Source organism: Pseudomonas sp. SDO5215_S409 (genome assembly GCF_054071325.1).
Genome location: NZ_JBSVWN010000077.1, coordinates 1 through 19670 on the forward strand (window position 1 = coordinate 1; position 19670 = coordinate 19670).

Genomic DNA, 19670 nt, shown 5'->3' on the forward strand with positions numbered 1-19670 from the left:
ATCGCCGATGGTAGTGTGGGGTTTCCCCATGTGAGAGTAGGTCATCGTCAAGATTCAATTCCGAAACCCCTGTTTGCTAACGCAAACAGGGGTTTTGTCGTTTAGGGCGCCTCAATCGTCGACGGTAGCCTGGCAGCGACCGTTGGTCAGTTTCGTGCGCCAAAAGCAGACGCCCCTCACAAATTTCTAAAATTTCTCCGCTAATGGCCGACAGCCTGACGAGCTTTGCGTGCACCGAAATAGAGCAGTCAACGTACCTGCCTCTACCGTTACATGGAATGTTGCATCCGGCACGCTCACCCCCTTTGGCAAAAGAAGTCGATGAAATGAATCTCAAGTTCAGCCATAAAATTCTGTTGGCCGCGTCAGGCGTCGTGGTTCTGGCCTTCGCGTTGTTCACGCTTTACAACGATTACCTGCAGCGCAACACCCTCACACAAAACCTGGAGTCATCCATCGAGCAGTCCGGTGACCTCACCGCCAGCAGCGTGCAGAACTGGCTCAGCGGCCGGGTACTGGTGCTCGAAAGCCTGGCGCAAAATGTGGCCCATCAAGGCCGCGCCGCCGACCTGGCTGGGCTGGTCGATCAGCCCGCGTTTACCTCCAACTTCCAGTTCACCTATGTCGGCTCAACAAACGGCGTATTCACCCAACGACCCGATGCAAAAATGCCCGACGGCTATGACCCGCGTCAGCGCCCCTGGTACAAACAAGCCGTCGCCGCCGACAAGACCACACTCACCCCGCCTTACATGGCCGCGGTGGGTGGCCAGATCGTGACCATCGCCCTGCCCGTCAAGAAAAACGGCGAACTGCTCGGTGTGGTGGGCGGTGACCTGAGCCTGCAAAGCCTGGTGAAGATCATCAACTCGGTCGATTTCGGCGGCGTTGGCCATGCGTTCCTGGTCAGCGGAGACGGCCAGGTGATCGTCAGCCCGGACCAGGATCAGGTGATGAAAAACCTCAAGGACATCTACCCAGGCACCGCGCTGCGCATCGAGAAGGTCAGCCAGCACGTCGTTCTCAATGGTCAGGACCGCATCTTGTCGTTCACCCCGATCAACGGTTTACCGGGTGCTGACTGGTACATCGGCCTGTCGATCGACCAGGAAAAAGCCTACGCACCCCTGAGCGCTTTCCGCACCTCTGCACTCATCGCCATGTTTGTCGCCGTGGCCGTGATTGCCGTGCTCTTGAGCCTGCTGATCCAAGTGTTGATGCGCCCCCTCACCACCATGGGCCGAGCCATGCAGGACATCGCGCAAGGCGAAGGCGACCTGACCCGCCGCCTGACGGTGCAAAGCAAGGATGAATTCGGTGAGCTGGGCAGCGCTTTCAACCAGTTCGTGGAGCGTATTCATGCATCGATTGCCGAAGTGTCCTCGGCGACCCGTCAGGTGCATGACCTGTCCCAACGCGTGATGAGCTCCTCCAATGCCTCGATCACAGGTTCCGACGAACAAAGCGCGCGCACCAACAGCGTGGCCGCCGCCATCAACGAGCTGGGGGCTGCCACCCAAGAGATCGCCCGTAACGCCGCTGACGCCTCTCAGCACGCCAGTGGTGCCAGCGGGCAGGCGGACGAGGGCCGCAAAGTGGTGGAACACACCATCCTTGCCCTGTCGGACCTTTCACAAAAAATCAGCCAGTCCTGTGCCCAGATCGAAACCCTGAACGCCAGCACCGACAACATTGGCCACATCCTCGACGTGATCAAAGGCATCTCCCAGCAAACCAACCTGCTGGCCCTCAACGCCGCCATTGAAGCGGCCCGTGCCGGTGAAGCCGGGCGCGGGTTTGCGGTGGTGGCCGACGAGGTACGCAACCTGGCTCACCGCACCCAGGAGTCGGCAGAAGAGATCCACAAAATGATCACGTCGCTGCAGATCGGCTCGCGCGAGGCCGTGGCCACGATGAACGCCAGCCAGCTCTCCAGCGAAGAAAGTGTCGAGGTCGCCAACCAGGCCGGTGAACGCCTGGGCAGCGTGACCCAGCGCATCGTCGAGATCGACGGCATGACCCAGTCGGTAGCGGCCGCCACCGAAGAACAGACGGCCGTCGTTGAAACCCTCAATGTCGACATCAACCAGATCAACCTGCTGAATCAGCAGGGCGTGGCCAACCTCAACGAAACGTTGAAAGACTGCGGTGCGCTGTCCCAACAAGCCAACCGTTTAAAGCAGTTGGTCGACAGCTTCAAGATCTGATCAGGCTTCAAAGACCGCCGGCACAAGTCGAAGGCGCACGTTCTCCAGTGCGTCATCGGCAAACCCCTGCACAAATTGCTCAAACCCCTGCGCATCCTCCCCGACAGGCTCGGCGATGATGCGCCACGTCACCCGTGAGCGGTCAGGCCCCAGCGGCTCCACCTGCATCGCCGCCCATAACCGGGCAATGCCCAGCGTGGTATAGATCAACGTCCAGGTCATCTGCAGGGTGTGTTCATCGCGGCTGTTCAGCTGTTCCACCACAAGGTGGCCATCGCGGAAAAACTTGGTGCGCAAGGCGCCTACACCTGCGCCAGTCATTTCGATGTGCGAGAGGGCAGGAATGAACGCATCAAACCCTGCGAAATGCCCTACTAACGCCCACGCCCGACGAGCCCCGGCGGCCACCACCACCGAGGCCACCACCGGTTTTGCGACGGGATTGCGGATTAACGTATCGGGTTTCATAAAGTCTCCTTGAGGACGGCCCCGTTCACAAAAAACCGATGGCCATGAGGTACTCGCACCCCAGGCGCAACAGCGCGGGGTCCTTTTGTGGGTAATGCGCGCCCATGTGTTCAAGGCCGCGCCGTGCGTTGTCGTGGCGAATCAGCGAGGTGTCGCCGATGTCTTCGCCAACGCCGTCTAGGTAAAACCCCAGCACGCCGAACAACGCGTTGTGGCGGTCTACCCGATGCAGGTGCGTCTGCCATTGAGCAACGCTCACCCACTCAAAGGCATGACCTGCGCGGCGAAACGCCTCGACGTAACCTTCCCAGCTCAGCGGCTGCGGGTTATGCAGGTTGAACACGTGCTGCCCGGCGCGGTAGTGGGTGCAGTGGAAGGCAATGAAACGGGCGAGAAAGTCCACCGGCATCAAGTCAAAGTTGAGTGACAGGCGCGGCACCACCTGCAACTGCAACGAGCCCTTGATCATCAGCATCAGGCGATTTTTCTGAGGCTCACAGACGCCGTTTCGGCTGTTGAAACTGATATTTCCCGGGCGATGGATATTCACCCAACTGCCGTGCTGCACCGCACGCCCCAGCAGGCGTTCGGCCACCCATTTAGACAAGTTGTAGCCGTTTTGCAGGTAGAGCGGCGGCGTCGGGGCGGCGGGGGCTTCCAGCACCTGGCCGCAAGCGTCGCGTGTGCTGGCGGCCGACAAGGTCGAGATGAAATTGAACACCTTCTTGCGCCGCGTTTCGCACAGCTGCAAACACGCATGGATCGGCTCGACGTTGTCCGCCGCCAAGGTGGCGTAATCCAGCACATGGTTGACGTGAGCGGCGTTGTGCACCAACACACCAAACCCCTCAGCCAGCCGTTCATACACCGCATCGGCCAAACCCAAGCGCGGCTGGCGCAGGTCCGCGGCATAGACGCGCACCCGGCTCATGTCCAGATGCTCCAGGCGGTACGCGCTCAGCGCTGCAGCAAAGCGCGCCGCGGCGGGTTGCCCGGGCTGGTCACGCACCAGGCACGCCACTTCCTGTGCGCCACCGGCCAGCAAAGCCTCCACCAAATGCACGCCGACAAAACTGTTGGCGCCCGTCACGATCACCTTACGCCGGTCGCCCGCCTGGTCGGGCGGCAGCACCTCTAACTTAACCTCGCGCAGCGCATCGCGAGCGGCCTGGCCGTTCGGCGCGGCGGCGGGTGCGGTATCGCCCAGCAGGGCGGCCAGCGTGCGCACGGTAGGCGCTTCAAAAAAGCGATTGAGGGCAAGGCTGCGACCGAATTGCTCGTGAATGCGCAACAGCAGGCTCGATAACAAAATGGAGTGGCCGCCGAGGTTGAAGAAGCTGTCATCGATGGACAACTGCGCCACCGGCACCTCCAGCAACGTGCTCCACAGCGCCAGCAGCTGCGCCTGCACCGGCGTTTGGGGCCGCTGCGCCGCCGGGCACGGTGGGGGCTGAACGGGCAAGGCCAGCAAGGCCGCACGGTCGATCTTGCCGCTGCGGGCGAGCGGCAGGTCGAGCAACTCCGTGTAGACGCTGGGCTGCAGGTAGTCCGGCAAGGCCTGCCGGGTGTGTTGGGTGAGCAGCGCCAGGCTCGCCTGGGGCTCGGGATGGGCGACAAAGGCCAGGACGCGCCGCTGCGGGTCGATCACCACCGCCACTTGCCTAAACAACCGGCTGCGCTGCAGGCAATGCTCGATCTCCTGCGGCTCCACGCGAAACCCCCGAATCTTCACCTGCCGGTCCCGGCGCCCGGCCAGCTCGATGCCGTCGGTTGTCCACTTCGCCAGATCGCCGCTGCGGTAGGCCCGCACCGTCTCGCCAGCGGGCAGCGCCAGTTCTACGTAATATCGCGCGGTGTGCTGCGCCAGGTTGATATACCCCAGCCCGACGCCCGGGCCCACCAGGTACAGTTCGCCCACCACACCGTTCTCTACGGGCTGCAAGGCCTCATCGAGGATCAGCACCTGGCTGTTGGCGATGGGCGTGCCCACGTTGTGATTGTGGTCTGTGGCCTGCCAGGTTTTGCAGGTGACCAGCACGGTGGCCTCGGTGGGCCCATAGAGGTTGTGCAAGCGGCACTGCCCGGCAAGGCGCCTGATGACGTGGGGTTCGCACGCCTCGCCGCCGGTCAGCACATGGGTGAGGCTCAGCGGTTGATCCGGCGGCAGGATGCTCAACAGCGCCGGGGGCAAAAAACCGTGACTCACGCGCTGCTCGCGCAGCAGGTCCAGCAGCTGCTGCGGGTCGCGCCGCTGCGCCTGGCTGGGCACGATCAACGCGGCCCCGGCGATCAGTGTGGGGAAGAGGTCGATCAGTGCCGAGTCAAAACTCAGTGGCGAAAATTGCAGCACACGGCTGCGTTCGTCCAATGCCACATGGGCGCCGAGCCAGCCGCAAAAATGGGCCAGGTTGTGCTGGCTGAGCAGCACGCCCTTGGGCTGGCCGGTGGTGCCGGACGTGTGCAACGCCATACACGGAGCGTTTGGAGATGGACGCACGCGCATCAGCGGTTGATCGCCGACGGGCAGCGGGGCGATGGCGCTGATATCCAGTGTGGCGATGTGGTCACGCAAGGGGTGGCGGCCATCATCGAGCAACAGCGTGACGCCGGCATTTTCCAGCATGACGCGCTGGCGTTCGGCGGGGTGCCCTGGTTCCAGCGGCAGGTACACCGCGCCGCAGCCCAGCACCGCCAGAATGCCGGCATACAGCGCCAGCGACTTGTCCAGGCACACCGCGACGACTGGCGCAGTGGCCCCCGCCAACAGCGGTGCCAGGTGCTGCTGGACCGCCAGGCTTTGCTCATGCAGTTGACGGTAACTGTGCACCTGACCAGCCAGATTCAACGCCGGGCGTTCGGCAAACACCTTCACGCTGTGTTGCAGCCGCTCGATCATCGGCACCCGGGCGTATTCCAGCAGGGCCGGGTCGGCGGTGCGGTTATGTCGATGCTGGTACGCCAGAGGCTCAAGCGCGTGCAGGCCGTATTCGGGATCGGCATTGGCCACCGCGCGTGCCGAAAAATACCCGGCGTCCCGCGCGAAACCACTGACATGCAACTGCACCCATTCCACCAAACTATTCAGCGCCTGCCGACGCAAGCGCTGGCCATTGCCACAGGGCTGGGGGGCAATGTCCAGGGTGGCGAAGAGGTGCCCGGTGTAAGCGCGCAGTTGCAAGCGCGGCAGCCCGGTGTCATCCGGCGGCCCGACAGCCACGCGTATACGCAGCAACACAGCCGGCCCTGTCGGCGGCTCCAGGCTCGCGTCATCTATCAACAGCTCGGCGCCTGCGCCATCCTCCGTCAACACATGCCCGCAGGGGGCCAGTGCCTGCCTCACGTCATCCAGCGCCCGGCTGTGACCCACCAGCGCAATCGTCAAGCGCTTCATGAGTGAGCCTGCGGCGTGGGCAAAAACCCGGCCAGCGCCTGGCTGACGCTGGGCGTCTGCAACAGCCCGCTGTGTTGCAAAAAGCTCAGGATATTGCCCAGCAACGGGTGCTGGCCGGTGATCGGAAAGTCCATGGCCTGCACCTGCGCACGCAGTGCCTGGCGGATGTGCGTACTCACGTCCAAGTGGTCGATCAGGTGCAGGTCAAAGTTTTTTTGCAGCGCGTGGGTCAGGTAGTGGCGCAGGAACACCGGCAGGATCTGCGCGATGCACGCGCGGTCTTCCTCGTTTGCGCTGTGCCAGTAAATCCGTACCAGGTGTGTCCAGAACGTGGCGTGACGGCCCTCGTCGAGCAAGTGATCGGCCATCAGCCCCCGCACCGAGGCCTTGACGCTGTCGTCCTTGGCAAACGCGGCCACCTCGCGGGTCACGGTGTTTTCGGCAATGGCCACGGCGATCAACTCCACAGCGTCGCGCAGGTGCTCGGGGGCCAGGGCCAGCGCGGTGGGCAGGGCGTGGCTCAATTCGATCTGCCCCGGCAGCGCCAGCGGCGCGATGCCGGTGGTGGCCCAGGCCTGCTGCATGAAGTCCAGGGCCACCAGGGCGTGGTAGTCCTCGTCCACCACCACGGTCATCGCGTCGTAGCGGCAGGCGGGCGGGAAGGGCACCGCAAAACGGTTATTGGCGATGCGGCGGGCGGTGTGCACGACGATTTCGGTTTCAAAGATCACCACGTCGTTGAGGAACTTGTAAAAGGTCTGTAACAACACCAGATCGCGCCATTGCGCGCAGTGCTCGATAAACGGTGCGCTGAGCACAAGCGGTTGGCGGCTCAGCGGGTAGATCAGTTTTTCGTCGTGCTCCAGCCATCGACGTGGGCGGGTGCGGATTGTCGCGCGGCGTTCCCAGTCGTCGGCCAGCGAGCGGTAGTCGGCAGGGTTCATGCGCAGGCCTCCGGTTGGCGCTGGCGCAGGGCGTCCCACAGGGTCAGCCGGCTCTGCACGGCGGCCAGGGCGGCGAGGGCGGCTTGCTGCTCGCGGGCCGGGTCCGCCCGGGTCAGGCGTTGCAGCAAGTGTTCGGCCGCGGGGCCGTGGTCCTGGGCGTCCACTTCAATGTGGCGCACCAGGTAGCCGCGCAGGGTCGGCGCCTGGTGATGAATCAACGGGCAATCGTCGAGAATGCGTTGGAACATCGCCGGGATAACACTTTCGCGCCCGTGCAGAAAAGCGGCGGCCACACAGTGTGTCGGTGCGTTCAACGCCACGTGCAGCGTGGCGCTGACAAAACGGGCCACGGCCGGGTGCACGTGCACCTGGGCCAGGGCCGCCTGCGCCTCGACGCCCTGGCGTTGCAGCGCGATAAACGTGTCGATGGCCGTGGTGTCGGCGCCCACTTCACGCATCGCCTCCACATACAGCTCAAAGTGGCTGCAATGGCCGTGGCGCGGGTGCGCGTCCGACTCTTCGCCCAGCACGATTTCGTTGATCAGGCGCGCGGCCTGCGGGTCCACCGGTGGCAGCCAGGGCAGGCGAGTGCCGGTAAGGTCGCGTTGCAGGCGTTTGGTCAGGGTCATGAAGTCCCAGACGGCAAACACATGGTTTTGCATAAAGTGTTGCAATTGAGTGGCGGTGTTTATTTCCAAAAAGAGCGGGTGATGATGCAGCTGCTGCTTTTTTTGATTAAGCAAAAGGGCGTGTTGTCGCATAGTGAATGCCTATAAGTTGAAGTGTCTTCCCTGATAAACACGAAGTGCTTAAACATCACTGAACAATGGCGGACGACCGCGGTGTGAATACCTCGGTGACGCCTGCGCGCACGGACGGCGCGCCAGAGTTGAATTGAAAAGAGACGCTGTCGATTGGAAGAGTTGAAGTGTTGGCAAAGCGTGCGTGAAGTTACATCTGGCCACTTATGGTTTTATACGGTTGGCCGGTATATCAATAAATAGGGGTTTGTTACCTCGTTATATGTAAGAAGTTTCTTTTATTCCGGTAGTTCTAATACTGCTGCGCGAGTGGCTCAGGCGAGTGTCGTTGTAAACACGCCTCTGTTGAAAAGCCCGGTACGGGGCTCCATGGCCAAACGGGTTGCGCAGCGCTTTGTGGTCGCAGGGGCGGGGGCGGTTCCCTGGAAAATCTACATCGGGCTTTTTTCTTCAGCCTGTTCCAGGCGCTTGAGGTAAGCGGTGATCACTTCCATCCCGCGCGTCAGGTGATTGCGCAAGGTCAGGATGCTCACCTCCACCTGCTTGTGCGCCACCAGGTTCAGCAGCTCACGGTGGTCTTCCTGGGAGGTCTGGCCCAGGCCCATGGCTTCCAGGTTAAAGCGCAGGAAACGCTCCTCTTCGTTCAAGCCGTGCTCCACCAGGTTCAACAAGCGCTGGTTACCGGCCTTGCCGTACAGCGTCATGTGAAACAGGCGGTTAAGCCGACCAATTTCGCGGTAGTCGCTTTCGCATTCCAGCGCATCGATAAAGCGACCTGCCTGGGCGATGTCGTCCTCGGTGAGCAGCGGGATCGACAGGCGCAACGCTTCAGACTCCAACAGAATGCGCAACGCGTAGGTTTCGGCCGAATGGTCTTCGATCAGCGGTGCAACCACCGCGCCCTTGTGGGTCACCACGTGCAGCAGCGACTGGGCTTCCAGCTGGCGCAGGGCCTCGCGCACGGGCATGCGGCTGACCCCGAACAAGCTGGCCAGCTCTTGCTGGCGCATGGCCGTGCCACACGGCAGGCGACCATCGAGGATGGCATTGCGCAAGGTTTCTTCGATTACGGAGCGTGCCAGATGGGCCGGAATGGGCCCGCTGATCTGGATACTGTGCAAGGGGTTTGGCTTCGGCGTCACGGCTACGCTCTCCTCCTTATTAGAGTGGGGGTTAATTGGATCCAAAGAACACTAGAGACTGGATACAAGCTTGTCAAACAGGCAAGGTTTCGGCTTGTAAGCGGTTCAACAACGTCTTCCCGCGCCCCACATTGCCCCTTTAGGGTGTCTTACAAGTTGAACGCTTAATGCCGACGTTTTATTCCGCACATTCCCCCGGCAGGCGTGTTTTGCTGCATATGGATATTCACTAACGGTATTTAAGGCTCCCTTCTTATAGCTATAAAGTCATCCGCCTGACCGTCCGCCGGGAGTGCCCCCATGTCTGCCACCTCTACTGTTCCAACAGCGAACCCTACCGCCCAGTCCTTTGAGGTCCGGCCTTTGCCTGGCAGCGTGGGCGCCGAAATCATCGGCCTGGACCTGTCCCTTCCGGTCAACGACCAGGACTTTTCCCGCATCCACCGCGCCCACCTGGACCACCATGTGGTGGTGTTTCGCGACCAGCGCATCACCCCCGAGCAGCAGATCGCCTTCAGCCGCCGCTTTGGCGTGCTGCAGATCCACGTGCTCAAGCAGTTCTTGCTGGCCAATCACCCGGAAATCCTCATCGTTTCCAACATCATCGAAAACGGCCAATCCATCGGCCTTGGGGATGCGGGCAAGTTCTGGCACTCGGACCTTTCCTATAAAGAACTGCCCAGCCTGGGTTCGATGCTCCACGCCCAGGAGCTGCCGTCCGAAGGTGGCGACACCTTGTTTGCCGACATGCACAAAGCCTGGGACCAATTGCCCGAGCACTTGCGCAGCGCCGTCGAGGGCCGCAGCGCCGCGCATTCCTACACGGCGCGTTACAGCGAAACCAAATTCGAAGGCAATTGGCGCCCCACCCTCACGCCCGAACAATTGGCCCAAGTGGCCGAAGTGGTGCACCCCATCGTGCGCACTCACCCAGAAAACGGGCGCAAGGCATTGTTTGTCAGCGAAGGTTTCACCACCCGCATCGTCGGCCTGCCCGAAGACGAAAGCCGCGACCTGCTCGCCCAGCTCTACGCCCACAGCGTGCTGACGCAAAACATCTACCGCCACCACTGGCAACCCCACGACCTGGTGTTCTGGGACAACCGTTCGCTGATCCACCTGGCGGCGGGCTGCCCCAGCCACCTGCGGCGCAAGTTGTACCGCACCACCATCCAGGGCGACGCGCCTTTCTGACCGGAGCACTGTCATGTTCAAAAAGATCCCATTCGCCCGGCTGGCGGCGACCGTCGGCCTGGGCGTCAGCCTGCTGGCCGGTAGCCTGGTTGTGCCTGCCGCCGCGCAGGCCGAAGGCCAGATCCGCATCGCCGAACAGTTCGGCATTGTTTACCTGCTGCTCAACGTGGTGCGCGACCAGAACCTGATCGAAAAATACGGCAAGCAGGAGGGCGTGGACATCAAGGTGGACTGGACCCAACTCTCTGGCGGCGCGGCGATCAATGACGCGTTGCTGTCCGGCTCCATCGACATCGCCGGGGCGGGCGTCGGCCCGTTGCTGACCATCTGGGACCGCACCCACGGCAAGCAAAACGTGAAAGCGGTGGCCTCCCTCGGTAACTTCCCCTACTACCTGGTGAGCAACAACCCCAACGTGAAAACGATCGCGGACTTCACCGAAAAAGACCGCATCGCCGTGCCGGCGGTAGGCGTGTCGGTGCAGTCGCGCTTCCTGCAATTGGCCGCGGCCAAGCAGTGGGGCGACAAGGAATTCAACCGCCTCGACAAATACACCGTCGCCGTCCCGCACCCGGACGCCACCGCTGCCCTGCTGGCCGGTGGCACCGAGCTGAACGCGCACTTCTCCAACCCACCGTTCCAGGAACAGGCGCTGGCCAACCCGAACGTGCACGTGGTGCTTAATTCCTACGACGTGTTGGGCCCGAACTCACCGACCGTGTTGTTTGCCACCGAGAAGTTTCGTAACGAAAACCCCAAGACCTATCACGCCTTCATTCAAGCGCTGACGGAAGCGGCGCAGTTCGCCCAAAACGACAAGGCCGCCGCCGCCGACACCTATATCCGCGTGACCAAGGCCAAGATCGACCGCGCCGAGTTGCTGAAAATCATCGACAACCCGCAGTTCGAGTTCAGCATCACGCCGAAAAACACCTACCCCCTGGCAGAGTTCCTCTACCGCGTTGGTGCGATAAAAAACAAACCGCAATCGTGGAAGGACTACTTCTTCCAGGATGCCAAGCCACTGCAAGGGAGCTGACATGAACGCGCCCTTGCAAGGCCACACGGCCAGCAACCCGAACACCGCGCAAGCCTTGCTGGCGGTGGACAACGTCAGCCTGGAATACCGCACCCCCGAGCGCGTGGTGCGGGCCACCCACCAGGTCAGTTTCGAGATCGACCCGGCCGACCGTTTTGTACTGCTGGGGCCGTCGGGCTGCGGCAAATCCACTTTGCTCAAATCCATCGCCGGCTTTATCAAACCCGTGGAGGGCGAGATCCGCCTGCAAGGGCAGAAAGTCGATCAGCCGGGGCCCGACCGTATTGTGGTGTTCCAGGAATTCGACCAGTTGCCGCCGTGGAAAACCGTCAAGCAAAACGTCATGTTCCCGCTGCTGGCGTCCAACACCCTCAAGCGCCGCGACGCCGAAGAGCGGGCGCTGCACTACCTGGAAAAAGTCGGCCTGAGCGCCTTTGCCGACGCCTACCCGCACACCCTCTCGGGCGGCATGAAAGCCCGTGTGGCCATTGCCCGCGCGTTGGCCATGCAGCCCAAAATCCTGTTGATGGACGAACCCTTCGCCGCCCTCGACGCCCTCACCCGGCGCAAGATGCAGGAGGAGCTGTTGCTGCTCTGGGAAGAGGTGCGTTTCACCCTGTTGTTTGTCACCCACTCCATCGAAGAAGCGCTGGTGGTCGGCAACCGCATCCTGTTGCTGTCGCCCCATCCCGGGCGCGTGCGGGCAGAAGTCCACAGCCACCAATACGACCTGCACAGCCTGGGCGGCGTGGACTTCCAGGCCTCGGCGCGGCGCATTCACCGGCTGTTGTTCGATGAAGCACCCGAGGCCGAAACCGAACTGGGTTTTGCCGACATCCGTATTGCTTATTGAGGAAGGGTGCCATGCGCCAGGAATACGAAATAACGCTGCAACCCTTGCCCGGCGTGCGCGTGGAACGCGAACTGCCACTGCGCCAGCGCCTGTGGCAGCAAGGTTGGTTGCGCAAGAGCGTGATCCTGATCGTGCTCGCGATCCTGTGGGAAGCCGCTGCGCGCTATCAAAATAATGACCTGTTGTTGCCAAGCTTTTTACAAACGCTGCAGGCCTTCTACGACGGCATGCTCAGCGGCGAATTGCTGAGCAAAGTCAGCATCTCGCTGGCAGTGCTGATCAAAGGCTACCTGGTCGGCATCGTGCTGGCGTTTGCCCTCACCACACTTGCGGTGTCCACCCAACTGGGCCGCGACCTGCTCAGCACCCTGACCTCCATGTTTAACCCGCTGCCCGCCATCGCATTACTGCCGCTGGCGCTGCTGTGGTTTGGCCTGGGGCAGAACAGCCTGATTTTCGTGCTGGTGCATTCGGTGCTGTGGGCCTTGGCGCTCAACACCTATTCAGGGTTTCTCGGCGTCTCGGAAACCCTGCGCATGGCCGGTCGCAACTATGGCCTCAAGGGCATGCGCTTCGTGCTGTTCATCCTGATCCCCGCCGCGCTGCCGTCGATCCTGGCCGGGCTCAAGATCGGCTGGGCATTCGCCTGGCGCACCCTGATCGCCGCCGAACTGGTGTTTGGCGCCACCAGCGGCAAAGGCGGCCTGGGCTGGTACATCTTCCAAAACCGCAACGAGCTCTACACCGACAAAGTCTTCGCGGGGCTTGCCGTGGTGATCCTGATCGGCTTGCTGGTGGAAAACCTGGTGTTCGATACTTTTGAGCGCCTGACCGTCAAACGCTGGGGGATGCAGCGTTAGGCTGCATTGCCGGTGGCTGGTGCAGGCCGCTAGCGGTCGAAGCGGGCGTACCAGCGGTGCGTGCTGTCTTGGTCGAAGCAGGTTCCATAGGGGGAAGCACAGTGCAGTTGATCCGGGTGGGTAATGCGTATGGGTTTGATGACGTTATTCACCGCGACATAAGCGGCGGGCGGGCCGTCTTCCAAGGCACCGAGTTCCGGGTACTCGCCCGCGCGGATAATCAGGCCGTTGTTGTAGGTGAGGATTTCGATATCGTCGTGGGCGCTCAAGGCGTGACGCAGACTGGCTTCCCCGCCGAGTCGGGTGACGAAGGTGTTTGCGAGGACGGTGTACCAGTTGGCGCCTTTGATGGAGTCAATCAGCTCGATCACTGAGGCATGAGGCATCGAGTCAACCTCCAGCCCAGAAAACTTCTGTGCCAACTCATACTCGATAGGCATATAGCTGTGGTACTCATAGGGCAATACCGTTGAGAGGCCGCCATAGCCATGCTCTGCCTCTAATTTATTGCACAGATACAAGACCCATTTTTTATAGGTTTCTCTTCCATCCGACGTTTTTAAGAGCGACCAGGGCAGTACCATTTTCAGCATTGAACGCTCTTTATCACCGTGAAACTCAAAGCTGTTAAGCATCGACAAACTATAGTCATTAGCCTCTTGGGCCGTAGCGGCACTGCCTAAAAACCAGCTGAACTGCTCATTCGGGCCGGTTTTCAATACCTGTTCCCGGGATCGCTTGAAAGCCGCGCCCGTTAATGGTTTGAATTGGCGATAGGACATCGTTTTTAAATGGGGCTGAAATGACTGGTAGAAGTGTGCAAAACATTCGTCCACCTTGCGTTTGGTCTCAACGCAATAACCTTTTTTAAAGTACAGCGTGATGATCACGCCCAGCTTTACAACTGAAGTGCCGTCTGGCAGTTCAAATTCGAGGGCCGGTGCTTGTTTTTCCAGCTTTTTTAGCGCTCCGATTTGACGAGTGTTCATGTCTTTTTGCTCCGTTCTAATGTGCCTTACTCAAACTTGAAATTTTGAAATCAGGCGTGCGCTATCTTCCTTATAGGGCACTGTATCGTACGGGGAATATTAGCCTGTCCAGTCAATGCATCCATCTGTCGAATCTTCGACGGGTGTATGGTTTCGAGCATACTCGACCAAATCCTTCGGATAAATAAAATGGTTGATTTTCTGGTCATCTATTTCATATAGAAATGCAATGGCCGCGGCCTCGAAAGCCCAGTATCCAAAATAATTTCCATCATCTCCCTGCAAGTGGGAGTCGTGCCAGGCGGACTGCTTGAACGCGGCATACCATTGTTGGCAATACGTCTTAAGCAGATGTGATGCCTCCTGCTGGTCATCAGCATATATCGCTTGGATCAATGGGGTGTAAACGTCGTGAAACCACTCGTCGACGTCTTCACGATCAGGCAATCGTTTACGTAGCAGATCTTCATAGAGTGTGTCTTCGCCTTTATAATTGGCATCGTCCAACAGCTTTGCAAATCGTTTTAGAAGGTCAGTTCTATGAAGCAGGATACACAGGCTAAAAACCTGCATACACTCTTCAAAGTCATCGAGCCAATCGTCAATTGCAAGTGGGGAAATGTTTTTTATTTTTTCTAAAGCTGAAAGTCTGGTTTGACGCTCCTCATAATGTGATACAAGTTCTTCAAGCAGAGGAACCAGTGAAGAAATTTCCAGGCCGGCCGTGTAAAACATAAAAAGTTTCTTTAAAGTGAAGTTTTTAAAGTGAGTGGCCCTTAGCAACGCTTCCTGTTCAGGCGAATCAGACTCAAAGTGATGGGTGTTCCAGAAAACTTTAAACTCTTCACTGTAGGCAAGAAAATTATTATACCTCTCGTCCGTGAGTAACATTTGTCGTTTATTCATATGAATCCCTGGAGGCATTTAGCTTGGCATCCTGCTAAGTCCTGAGTGCTGCAAATCTCTTGGGCTAAGCATACCGTTTTCGTCAGGCGCCTATTGACGCTCATGAAGCATACTGGGGTTGAAATTTTTTGCAGTTGTTCAATATGAGTTTTTTAAAAATTGAATAGGCGGATCTTGATAAGCTTCATCAATTTCAATACCGGCAGCGCGTGCTTTTTCTTCTAGCAAGAGACGCCTTGCGTGGTATTGTTTTAAGTCTTCTGGCAAAAGCTCTTTCCAACGCGCTCTTTCTTTCGTTTCAGTAAATCCAGACATCCAATATTCGTGTTCGGTGTTGAATTCCATTGTAATTAAATAAGTCCCACGTTGAGTAGGATTTGGCTCGAAGTTTTGACGCCATGCTTTTAACGTCAAATGAGCGCCGTTGTTGTAAAAATGCCAAGCGTAGAACATACCTATTTGCAACCATTTGTCCATATCGGGCTTGTAGTCCGGATCTAACCAGGGATGGCTCGATACGACCTCTCCTAATACACGCCTCGGTGTACTTATTTTCGAGGCTTCAGCTCCCGAAATACGCGGGTCTGCTGGAGAGAAGTAGTGTTTCCAACCTGACGACTTAAGCGTTTCGATTACTTCATAAATGAAATCTCGATTTTGTTCGTGACTGCTATTATCTGGCAGGCCTCTCAAACTAACGTTGATGCTTTCTACCTCTTGCCCCATACGACCATCGATGACGATGGTTACACTTGTAACATCTTGCAGCGTGAGCGTAGTTTCATTGCTCTTTATGGTCGCATAGGGGAGGTTTTTTCCATTGGCTGAGCGATTAAATTTATACCAGCACATATTGATTCTTTTAATGCACTCTTTAGAGAATGCGATTTTGTTGTGCTTGATGATTTCTTGGATAGGCGCGTGAAGGGCAAGATCAATATGTGTTGAACTATTGACCGTGCTTGAGTCGTTGTTGTTGCAGCCCGCAAGGAGAACAAACACGCTGGCCAGCCACAGCCATTTAATCAACTGTGTGCTGCCTGAAACATGATGTATATCTCTTGTTGACATAGTTGTTGTTCTATTTTTTGAGGGCCTGAATGGGCGGGTCTTGATAAGTTTCATCAATTTCAATTCCCGAGGCGCGTGCTTTGGTTTCTATTGCTAATCTTATAGCGCGGTAATTTTCAAGGCGTTTTGGTAATAGGCTTTTCCAATTGGTTCTATCACTCTCATCGGTAATGCCAGTGGTCCAAAAAGCTCTTTCCGACTTAAATTCTAGGCTTGTTAAGTAGGTCGCTTTTTCAGAAGGCGCCGTCTCATCGTCTCGTTTCCATGCTTTCAGGTGAAGGTAAATACCATTGTTATAAAAATACCAATTATAAAATGAGCCAATTTCAAGCCAGCGCTTAAGATCAAGTTGATAGTCTGGGTCAAGCCACGGGTGGCTACCGACATATTGCCCTAATACAGTTGCGGGTGTGGCGATCTTGTCAGCTTGTGAGCCGGATATTCTAGGGTCCTCAGGCATAAAAAAATGAGTCCATCCGGCATCGCGTATATCAGCAAGCAAGGCAGATATTTGAGCGATATTTTCTTCGTGCGTCGTATTGTCAGGAAGTCCTTGTAAGCTGATATTAATATCTTCTACATCCTCTCCGATACGCTTATCTATCAGCATTGTTATATTAGTGACCTGCTTTAAAGTGAGCGAGCTGGCAGCGGTTTTTATGGCGACCTCGGGGAGCAGACTTTCGTTTGCTGATTTGCTAAATTCATACCAGCATAAGCTTAATTTTTTTATACAGTCTTTAGGAAATGTTATCGCGCTATGGTCAATGTTTTCTTGAATAGAAGTATTGATGGATAATTGGATAGTAGAAATGGTTTTTTCCGTATTCGATCCGCTGTCATTGCACCCAGCGAGAAAAATAAAGGCAAGTAATACCCAAAAAGACTTTATTGTTTTTGTGCGCGAGGCTTGGGTGTTTGCCATCTTGATTTCACTTAATGTTTAAGTTTTTTAGTCGTGTAGGGATAGCCTGAGGCAGCCATCCTTGGCTCTTGCTTATTCCTCGCCAGACCAATACCAAAGTGTATCGCCCCAGTTCGAGTCACTAAAATTTGGCATGATTTCACCTTGTTTGAAGTGGCGCCTGGAATTTGATTGTGCCGGCGTGAACCAATAGCCTTGTTTTGTGCAAGGTTGCCCGGCCTCAATTCTAGGGGGGCTATCCACCTCACAAGGCTCCTGATCAAAGCGTGCGTACCATTTGGCAGTACTTTCCGCCTCAAAACAATTTCCGTAGGGTGAGTATTGGTGAAGCTGATCCGGGTTTGGGATTCTCAATGGTTTGATAATTTTGTTCACTGCAACGTAGGCTGGCAGAAGGTGGTTGTTTGCAATTCCAACTTCAGGAAAATCCCCAGCTTGAATAATTAAACCGTCGTTGTATGGGCTTAAGCTAATATTTTTATGGCCGCTGAGCGCAAGAATCAAAGCATCTTTTCCGCCGAGTTTTTCGATAAAGTCGTTACTGATTATTGTTTGCCAATTCACCCCTTTTATAAAGTCTATTAGCTCGAGCGAAAGGCTGTGAGGCATTGAGTCAACTTCAAGACCGCTGTGTTTTTGTGCAAGTTCAAACTCAATGGGCATGTAACTGTCGTAGTCGAATGGCAAAATGGTAGACAAACCGCCATAGCCGTGATCTGCCCCAACTTGATCACATAAATATTTTATCCAGGTGTTGTATTGCGCACGGCCTGTCGTTGTTTCAAGTGTATTCCAAGGTAATACAATTTTTATGTAGGACCTAGCGCTGTCTTCATGAAGTTCGTAAGTATTTAAAGTTGATATTCCATAGCTTTCGGCTTCTTTTGTACTTTTTGCGCTGGTAAGCTGTAACTCATAACGATCGTTGCCACCTAGAGTTAAAATGGTTGCCGCTGTTTTTTCAAATTTGTCGGATGACAGTTTTTCGTATTTGTTCCGTAGTTGACCGTTCAGGTGAGAAGAAAACTCTTTATAGAAGGTTCGAAAGCACTCCATTACTTTAATTTTCTTTTCGGTGGTATAGCCTTCTTTAAAATAGATTGTAGCAATCAGTCCAAGTTTGACTACAGACGTTCCGTCGGCCAGTTCAAAAGAAAGGTCAGGTGCCGTTGCGGCAAGCTTTTTAAAATTATTCATACTAATTTCCTCAATGAGCCATGGCCGTGGTGGTTCCAATCATTGCGCCGCTCATACTTGCGGCTGCACCGGTCACTGCTGTTCCCGCTGTACCCAGAATGGCTACGAGTACTGACCATGCTTGCGCGGCCAGCCTTATCAGTAGCAATAATCCAGACACTAATGCTGCGGGAACACCTACACTGACCAGCGCAGCGCCGACAGCGATAACTATCACAACAACTGATACGGCTATTCCCAGGTCGATCAACACTTGTGCCCAATTGATTTCTTTGAGCATTTCGAGAGTTAGATCGGTGTAACGCGTTACTTCTAGCCATATCGAGCGAAGTTGATTGTCGGTCCATTGCATCACTTGGCCGCTTGTTTCGCTTATCCATTCCCAGGTTTTTTTTGTCTCGTGACGTACCCACTTCCCCTTATTTTCGAGCCAGATAATAGTGTCTTGCAAATGCTTCTGAACTTCTTGCGACAGCTCTCTAATACCTTTTGCACCCTGTTCTAACAAACTGTCTACAGCGATTTGTACCTGCTGTGTCCATTTTTCTACGTGCGCTGGCCGGGCCGAGGGTTTAGGGCCGTAAGCCGGAACTGGCAACGGTGCTGGTTTTGTTGGGGTGCCTGGCGTCAAGGGAGGGAGCGCAGGCAGCCATTTTGAAGGATTTTTCGCAGCAGTAGGCCTATGTTCTTTGTTGTACGCCCTGTCTCGCTCACGTTCTTCGTCATTACGGCAGTCACTGACTTCAAGTACAGCAAAGCGTTGTTTTGTTCCAGCAATTCGTTCGTAGTCTTGGCGTTGCTCTCTAGATAGGAAATCATTTGGAAATTTTACTTCGACAAGTCGCTCAAGGTTATCGTCGTGGGATTTGCCATCATGATCGGTGCTTTTTGTTCCTGGCCAACGAACCTCAGGATTTTTTACGATAATCACGTCGGGGCGTCGGAGGAACCCTGACGTTCGACCTTTAGGAAAGAAGGTCATTGTATGACGTCGATCAGGATCGGGGTTCGAATCCTTTAATATCCAAGAAGTACTGAGGAACGGAATAGGTTTTTTGCGCGACATGTCGAAACTAACTTCTGCCTTATAATCCCAGCGAAAATTATGTCGAAACTCATCTGCTTTTATCAATCCACTCATGACGAGTTGTTTTAGCTCGACGTCGGTAAATCCGCCGTTACGCAACGCTTTAATCGCGACTCGAGGGAACCGTGCGGCATAGTTTGCTTTCTCCATCAAGTAGCCCTCATTTTGGGGGGCTACAGTACCTATAGTGACGGTGCCTTTAACGCTAGTTGTGCTGCATTCATTTTTTGAAGTTGGTATTTGAGGTGGCTGAATAATGGCCATTTATTCTCCCTCCGTTGGGTTTCGATAATCCATCGTCATTTCTGTCGGTCCACTTTCACCTGCCTTTATCAACACTTTTCTAGGTTCGACTTTTCGCTCAGGTGTAAGCAGGCTAACTTGCGTCGGCTCTGCGGTATGTACCAAAAACGTTTTACCTTCGTTATCGGTGTACCCAGCAATCTGAGCGCCACTGGCAAGTTTCAGGCTGTAGGGAGTGCCTACGGCTGGTTCGTTGGTTTTCTCATTGATTAATAGGTAGCGCGCCTTGTGACTGCGAGGAGCGTTCTCAAGAAGTTTGCCGAATTTGTCCTTATCCGCTAGGGATGGTCTGAAGTAGGCCACTATGTTTCGACAGCCGAGCCATAGACGCTT

17 protein-coding genes and 1 pseudogene are annotated in these 19670 nt (G+C 56.3%); 6 read left to right on the top strand and 12 right to left on the bottom strand.

The window, feature by feature from the left end; all coding sequences use genetic code 11:
• Positions 1-326: 326 nt before the first annotated feature.
• Together ACW9H9_RS26280 and ACW9H9_RS26285 are read left to right on the top strand one after the other, a co-directional pair.
• Positions 327-1304: pseudogene (locus tag ACW9H9_RS26280) on the top strand (cache domain-containing protein); the annotation flags it as partial.
• Between the two features lie 117 nt (positions 1305-1421).
• The gene (locus ACW9H9_RS26285) at positions 1422-2207 is read left to right on the top strand and encodes a methyl-accepting chemotaxis protein (protein ID WP_457346240.1); all 786 of its coding nucleotides are present in this window, start codon (positions 1422-1424) and stop codon (positions 2205-2207) included.
• Here ACW9H9_RS26285 and ACW9H9_RS26290 read toward each other — a convergent pair whose 3' ends face one another.
• The 5 genes from ACW9H9_RS26290 to ACW9H9_RS26310 all read right to left on the bottom strand — a co-directional run bounded on the left by ACW9H9_RS26290 (position 2208) and on the right by ACW9H9_RS26310 (position 8913).
• Positions 2208-2675 (bottom strand): SRPBCC family protein, encoded by a 468-nt coding sequence (locus ACW9H9_RS26290; protein WP_457346221.1) that lies wholly within the window; start codon positions 2673-2675, stop codon positions 2208-2210. It lies immediately after the preceding gene.
• 25 nt (positions 2676-2700) lie between these two features.
• Complete coding sequence (locus ACW9H9_RS26295; protein ID WP_457346222.1) at positions 2701-6066, bottom strand: amino acid adenylation domain-containing protein; 3366 nt, start codon at positions 6064-6066, stop codon at positions 2701-2703.
• Complete coding sequence (locus ACW9H9_RS26300) at positions 6063-7010, bottom strand: diiron oxygenase (RefSeq protein WP_457346224.1); 948 nt, start codon at positions 7008-7010, stop codon at positions 6063-6065. The genes ACW9H9_RS26295 and ACW9H9_RS26300 overlap by 4 nt, the downstream gene beginning before the upstream one ends.
• Positions 7007-7771, bottom strand: a complete 765-nt coding sequence (locus ACW9H9_RS26305; RefSeq protein WP_457346225.1) for a DUF3050 domain-containing protein — start codon at positions 7769-7771, stop codon at positions 7007-7009. Before ACW9H9_RS26305 ends, ACW9H9_RS26300 begins: the two co-directional genes overlap by 4 nt.
• A 431-nt stretch (positions 7772-8202) precedes the next feature.
• Complete coding sequence (locus ACW9H9_RS26310) at positions 8203-8913, bottom strand: GntR family transcriptional regulator (RefSeq protein WP_457346226.1); 711 nt, start codon at positions 8911-8913, stop codon at positions 8203-8205.
• A gap of 300 nt (positions 8914-9213) precedes the next feature.
• Here ACW9H9_RS26310 and ACW9H9_RS26315 point away from each other — a divergent pair, with 300 nt between their 5' ends.
• From ACW9H9_RS26315 to ACW9H9_RS26330, 4 genes are read left to right on the top strand one after another with little or no spacing between them, the layout of a single operon-like run.
• On the top strand, positions 9214-10107 hold the full coding sequence (locus ACW9H9_RS26315; protein ID WP_457346227.1) for a TauD/TfdA dioxygenase family protein: 894 nt from the start codon (positions 9214-9216) through the stop codon (positions 10105-10107).
• 13 nt (positions 10108-10120) lie between these two features.
• Positions 10121-11146: an ABC transporter substrate-binding protein gene (locus tag ACW9H9_RS26320; RefSeq protein ID WP_457346228.1), complete on the top strand. Its 1026-nt coding sequence runs from the start codon at positions 10121-10123 to the stop codon at positions 11144-11146.
• Between the two features lies 1 nt (position 11147).
• Positions 11148-11999: an ABC transporter ATP-binding protein gene (locus ACW9H9_RS26325; RefSeq protein ID WP_457346230.1), complete on the top strand. Its 852-nt coding sequence runs from the start codon at positions 11148-11150 to the stop codon at positions 11997-11999.
• Positions 12000-12010: 11 nt separating this feature from the next.
• Positions 12011-12859 carry an ABC transporter permease gene (locus tag ACW9H9_RS26330; protein WP_457346231.1) on the top strand — a complete coding sequence of 283 codons (849 nt, stop codon included), beginning with the start codon at positions 12011-12013 and terminating at the stop codon, positions 12857-12859.
• A gap of 29 nt (positions 12860-12888) precedes the next feature.
• On the opposite strand, the gene ACW9H9_RS26335 is transcribed toward ACW9H9_RS26330, so the two are convergent.
• The 7 genes from ACW9H9_RS26335 to ACW9H9_RS26365 form a co-directional block, all read right to left on the bottom strand.
• Positions 12889-13848, bottom strand: a complete 960-nt coding sequence (locus ACW9H9_RS26335; protein WP_457346232.1) for a DUF3396 domain-containing protein — start codon at positions 13846-13848, stop codon at positions 12889-12891.
• Positions 13849-13947: 99 nt separating this feature from the next.
• Positions 13948-14754 carry a PoNe immunity protein domain-containing protein gene (locus ACW9H9_RS26340; protein ID WP_457346233.1) on the bottom strand — a complete coding sequence of 269 codons (807 nt, stop codon included), beginning with the start codon at positions 14752-14754 and terminating at the stop codon, positions 13948-13950.
• A 138-nt stretch (positions 14755-14892) separates the two neighbouring features.
• Positions 14893-15879, bottom strand: a complete 987-nt coding sequence (locus tag ACW9H9_RS26345) for a hypothetical protein (RefSeq protein ID WP_457346234.1) — start codon at positions 15877-15879, stop codon at positions 14893-14895.
• Complete coding sequence (locus ACW9H9_RS26350) at positions 15836-16750, bottom strand: hypothetical protein (RefSeq protein ID WP_457346235.1); 915 nt, start codon at positions 16748-16750, stop codon at positions 15836-15838. Before ACW9H9_RS26350 ends, ACW9H9_RS26345 begins: the two co-directional genes overlap by 44 nt.
• A gap of 72 nt (positions 16751-16822) precedes the next feature.
• On the bottom strand, positions 16823-17947 hold the full coding sequence (locus ACW9H9_RS26355; RefSeq protein ID WP_457346237.1) for a type VI immunity family protein: 1125 nt from the start codon (positions 17945-17947) through the stop codon (positions 16823-16825).
• A gap of 10 nt (positions 17948-17957) precedes the next feature.
• Positions 17958-19298, bottom strand: coding sequence for a VRR-NUC domain-containing protein (locus ACW9H9_RS26360; RefSeq protein WP_457346238.1), 1341 nt, complete (start codon positions 19296-19298; stop codon positions 17958-17960).
• Positions 19299-19670, bottom strand: a 372-nt coding sequence (locus ACW9H9_RS26365; protein ID WP_457346239.1) for a hypothetical protein, incomplete at its 5' end; no start/stop codon positions are given.

Coding starts and splice junctions, on each gene's coding strand:
- ACW9H9_RS26285 (WP_457346240.1), top strand. CDS start 1,422: ATGAGCTCCTCCAATGCCTCGATCACAGGTTCCGACGAACAAAGCGCG.
- ACW9H9_RS26290 (WP_457346221.1), bottom strand. CDS start 2,675: ATGAAACCCGATACGTTAATCCGCAATCCCGTCGCAAAACCGGTGGTG.
- ACW9H9_RS26295 (WP_457346222.1), bottom strand. CDS start 6,066: ATGAAGCGCTTGACGATTGCGCTGGTGGGTCACAGCCGGGCGCTGGAT.
- ACW9H9_RS26300 (WP_457346224.1), bottom strand. CDS start 7,010: ATGAACCCTGCCGACTACCGCTCGCTGGCCGACGACTGGGAACGCCGC.
- ACW9H9_RS26305 (WP_457346225.1), bottom strand. CDS start 7,771: ATGCGACAACACGCCCTTTTGCTTAATCAAAAAAAGCAGCAGCTGCAT.
- ACW9H9_RS26315 (WP_457346227.1), top strand. CDS start 9,214: ATGTCTGCCACCTCTACTGTTCCAACAGCGAACCCTACCGCCCAGTCC.
- ACW9H9_RS26320 (WP_457346228.1), top strand. CDS start 10,121: ATGTTCAAAAAGATCCCATTCGCCCGGCTGGCGGCGACCGTCGGCCTG.
- ACW9H9_RS26325 (WP_457346230.1), top strand. CDS start 11,148: ATGAACGCGCCCTTGCAAGGCCACACGGCCAGCAACCCGAACACCGCG.
- ACW9H9_RS26330 (WP_457346231.1), top strand. CDS start 12,011: ATGCGCCAGGAATACGAAATAACGCTGCAACCCTTGCCCGGCGTGCGC.
- ACW9H9_RS26335 (WP_457346232.1), bottom strand. CDS start 13,848: ATGAACACTCGTCAAATCGGAGCGCTAAAAAAGCTGGAAAAACAAGCA.
- ACW9H9_RS26340 (WP_457346233.1), bottom strand. CDS start 14,754: ATGAATAAACGACAAATGTTACTCACGGACGAGAGGTATAATAATTTT.
- ACW9H9_RS26345 (WP_457346234.1), bottom strand. CDS start 15,879: ATGAAACTTATCAAGACCCGCCCATTCAGGCCCTCAAAAAATAGAACA.
- ACW9H9_RS26350 (WP_457346235.1), bottom strand. CDS start 16,750: ATGGCAAACACCCAAGCCTCGCGCACAAAAACAATAAAGTCTTTTTGG.
- ACW9H9_RS26355 (WP_457346237.1), bottom strand. CDS start 17,947: ATGAATAATTTTAAAAAGCTTGCCGCAACGGCACCTGACCTTTCTTTT.
- ACW9H9_RS26360 (WP_457346238.1), bottom strand. CDS start 19,298: ATGGCCATTATTCAGCCACCTCAAATACCAACTTCAAAAAATGAATGC.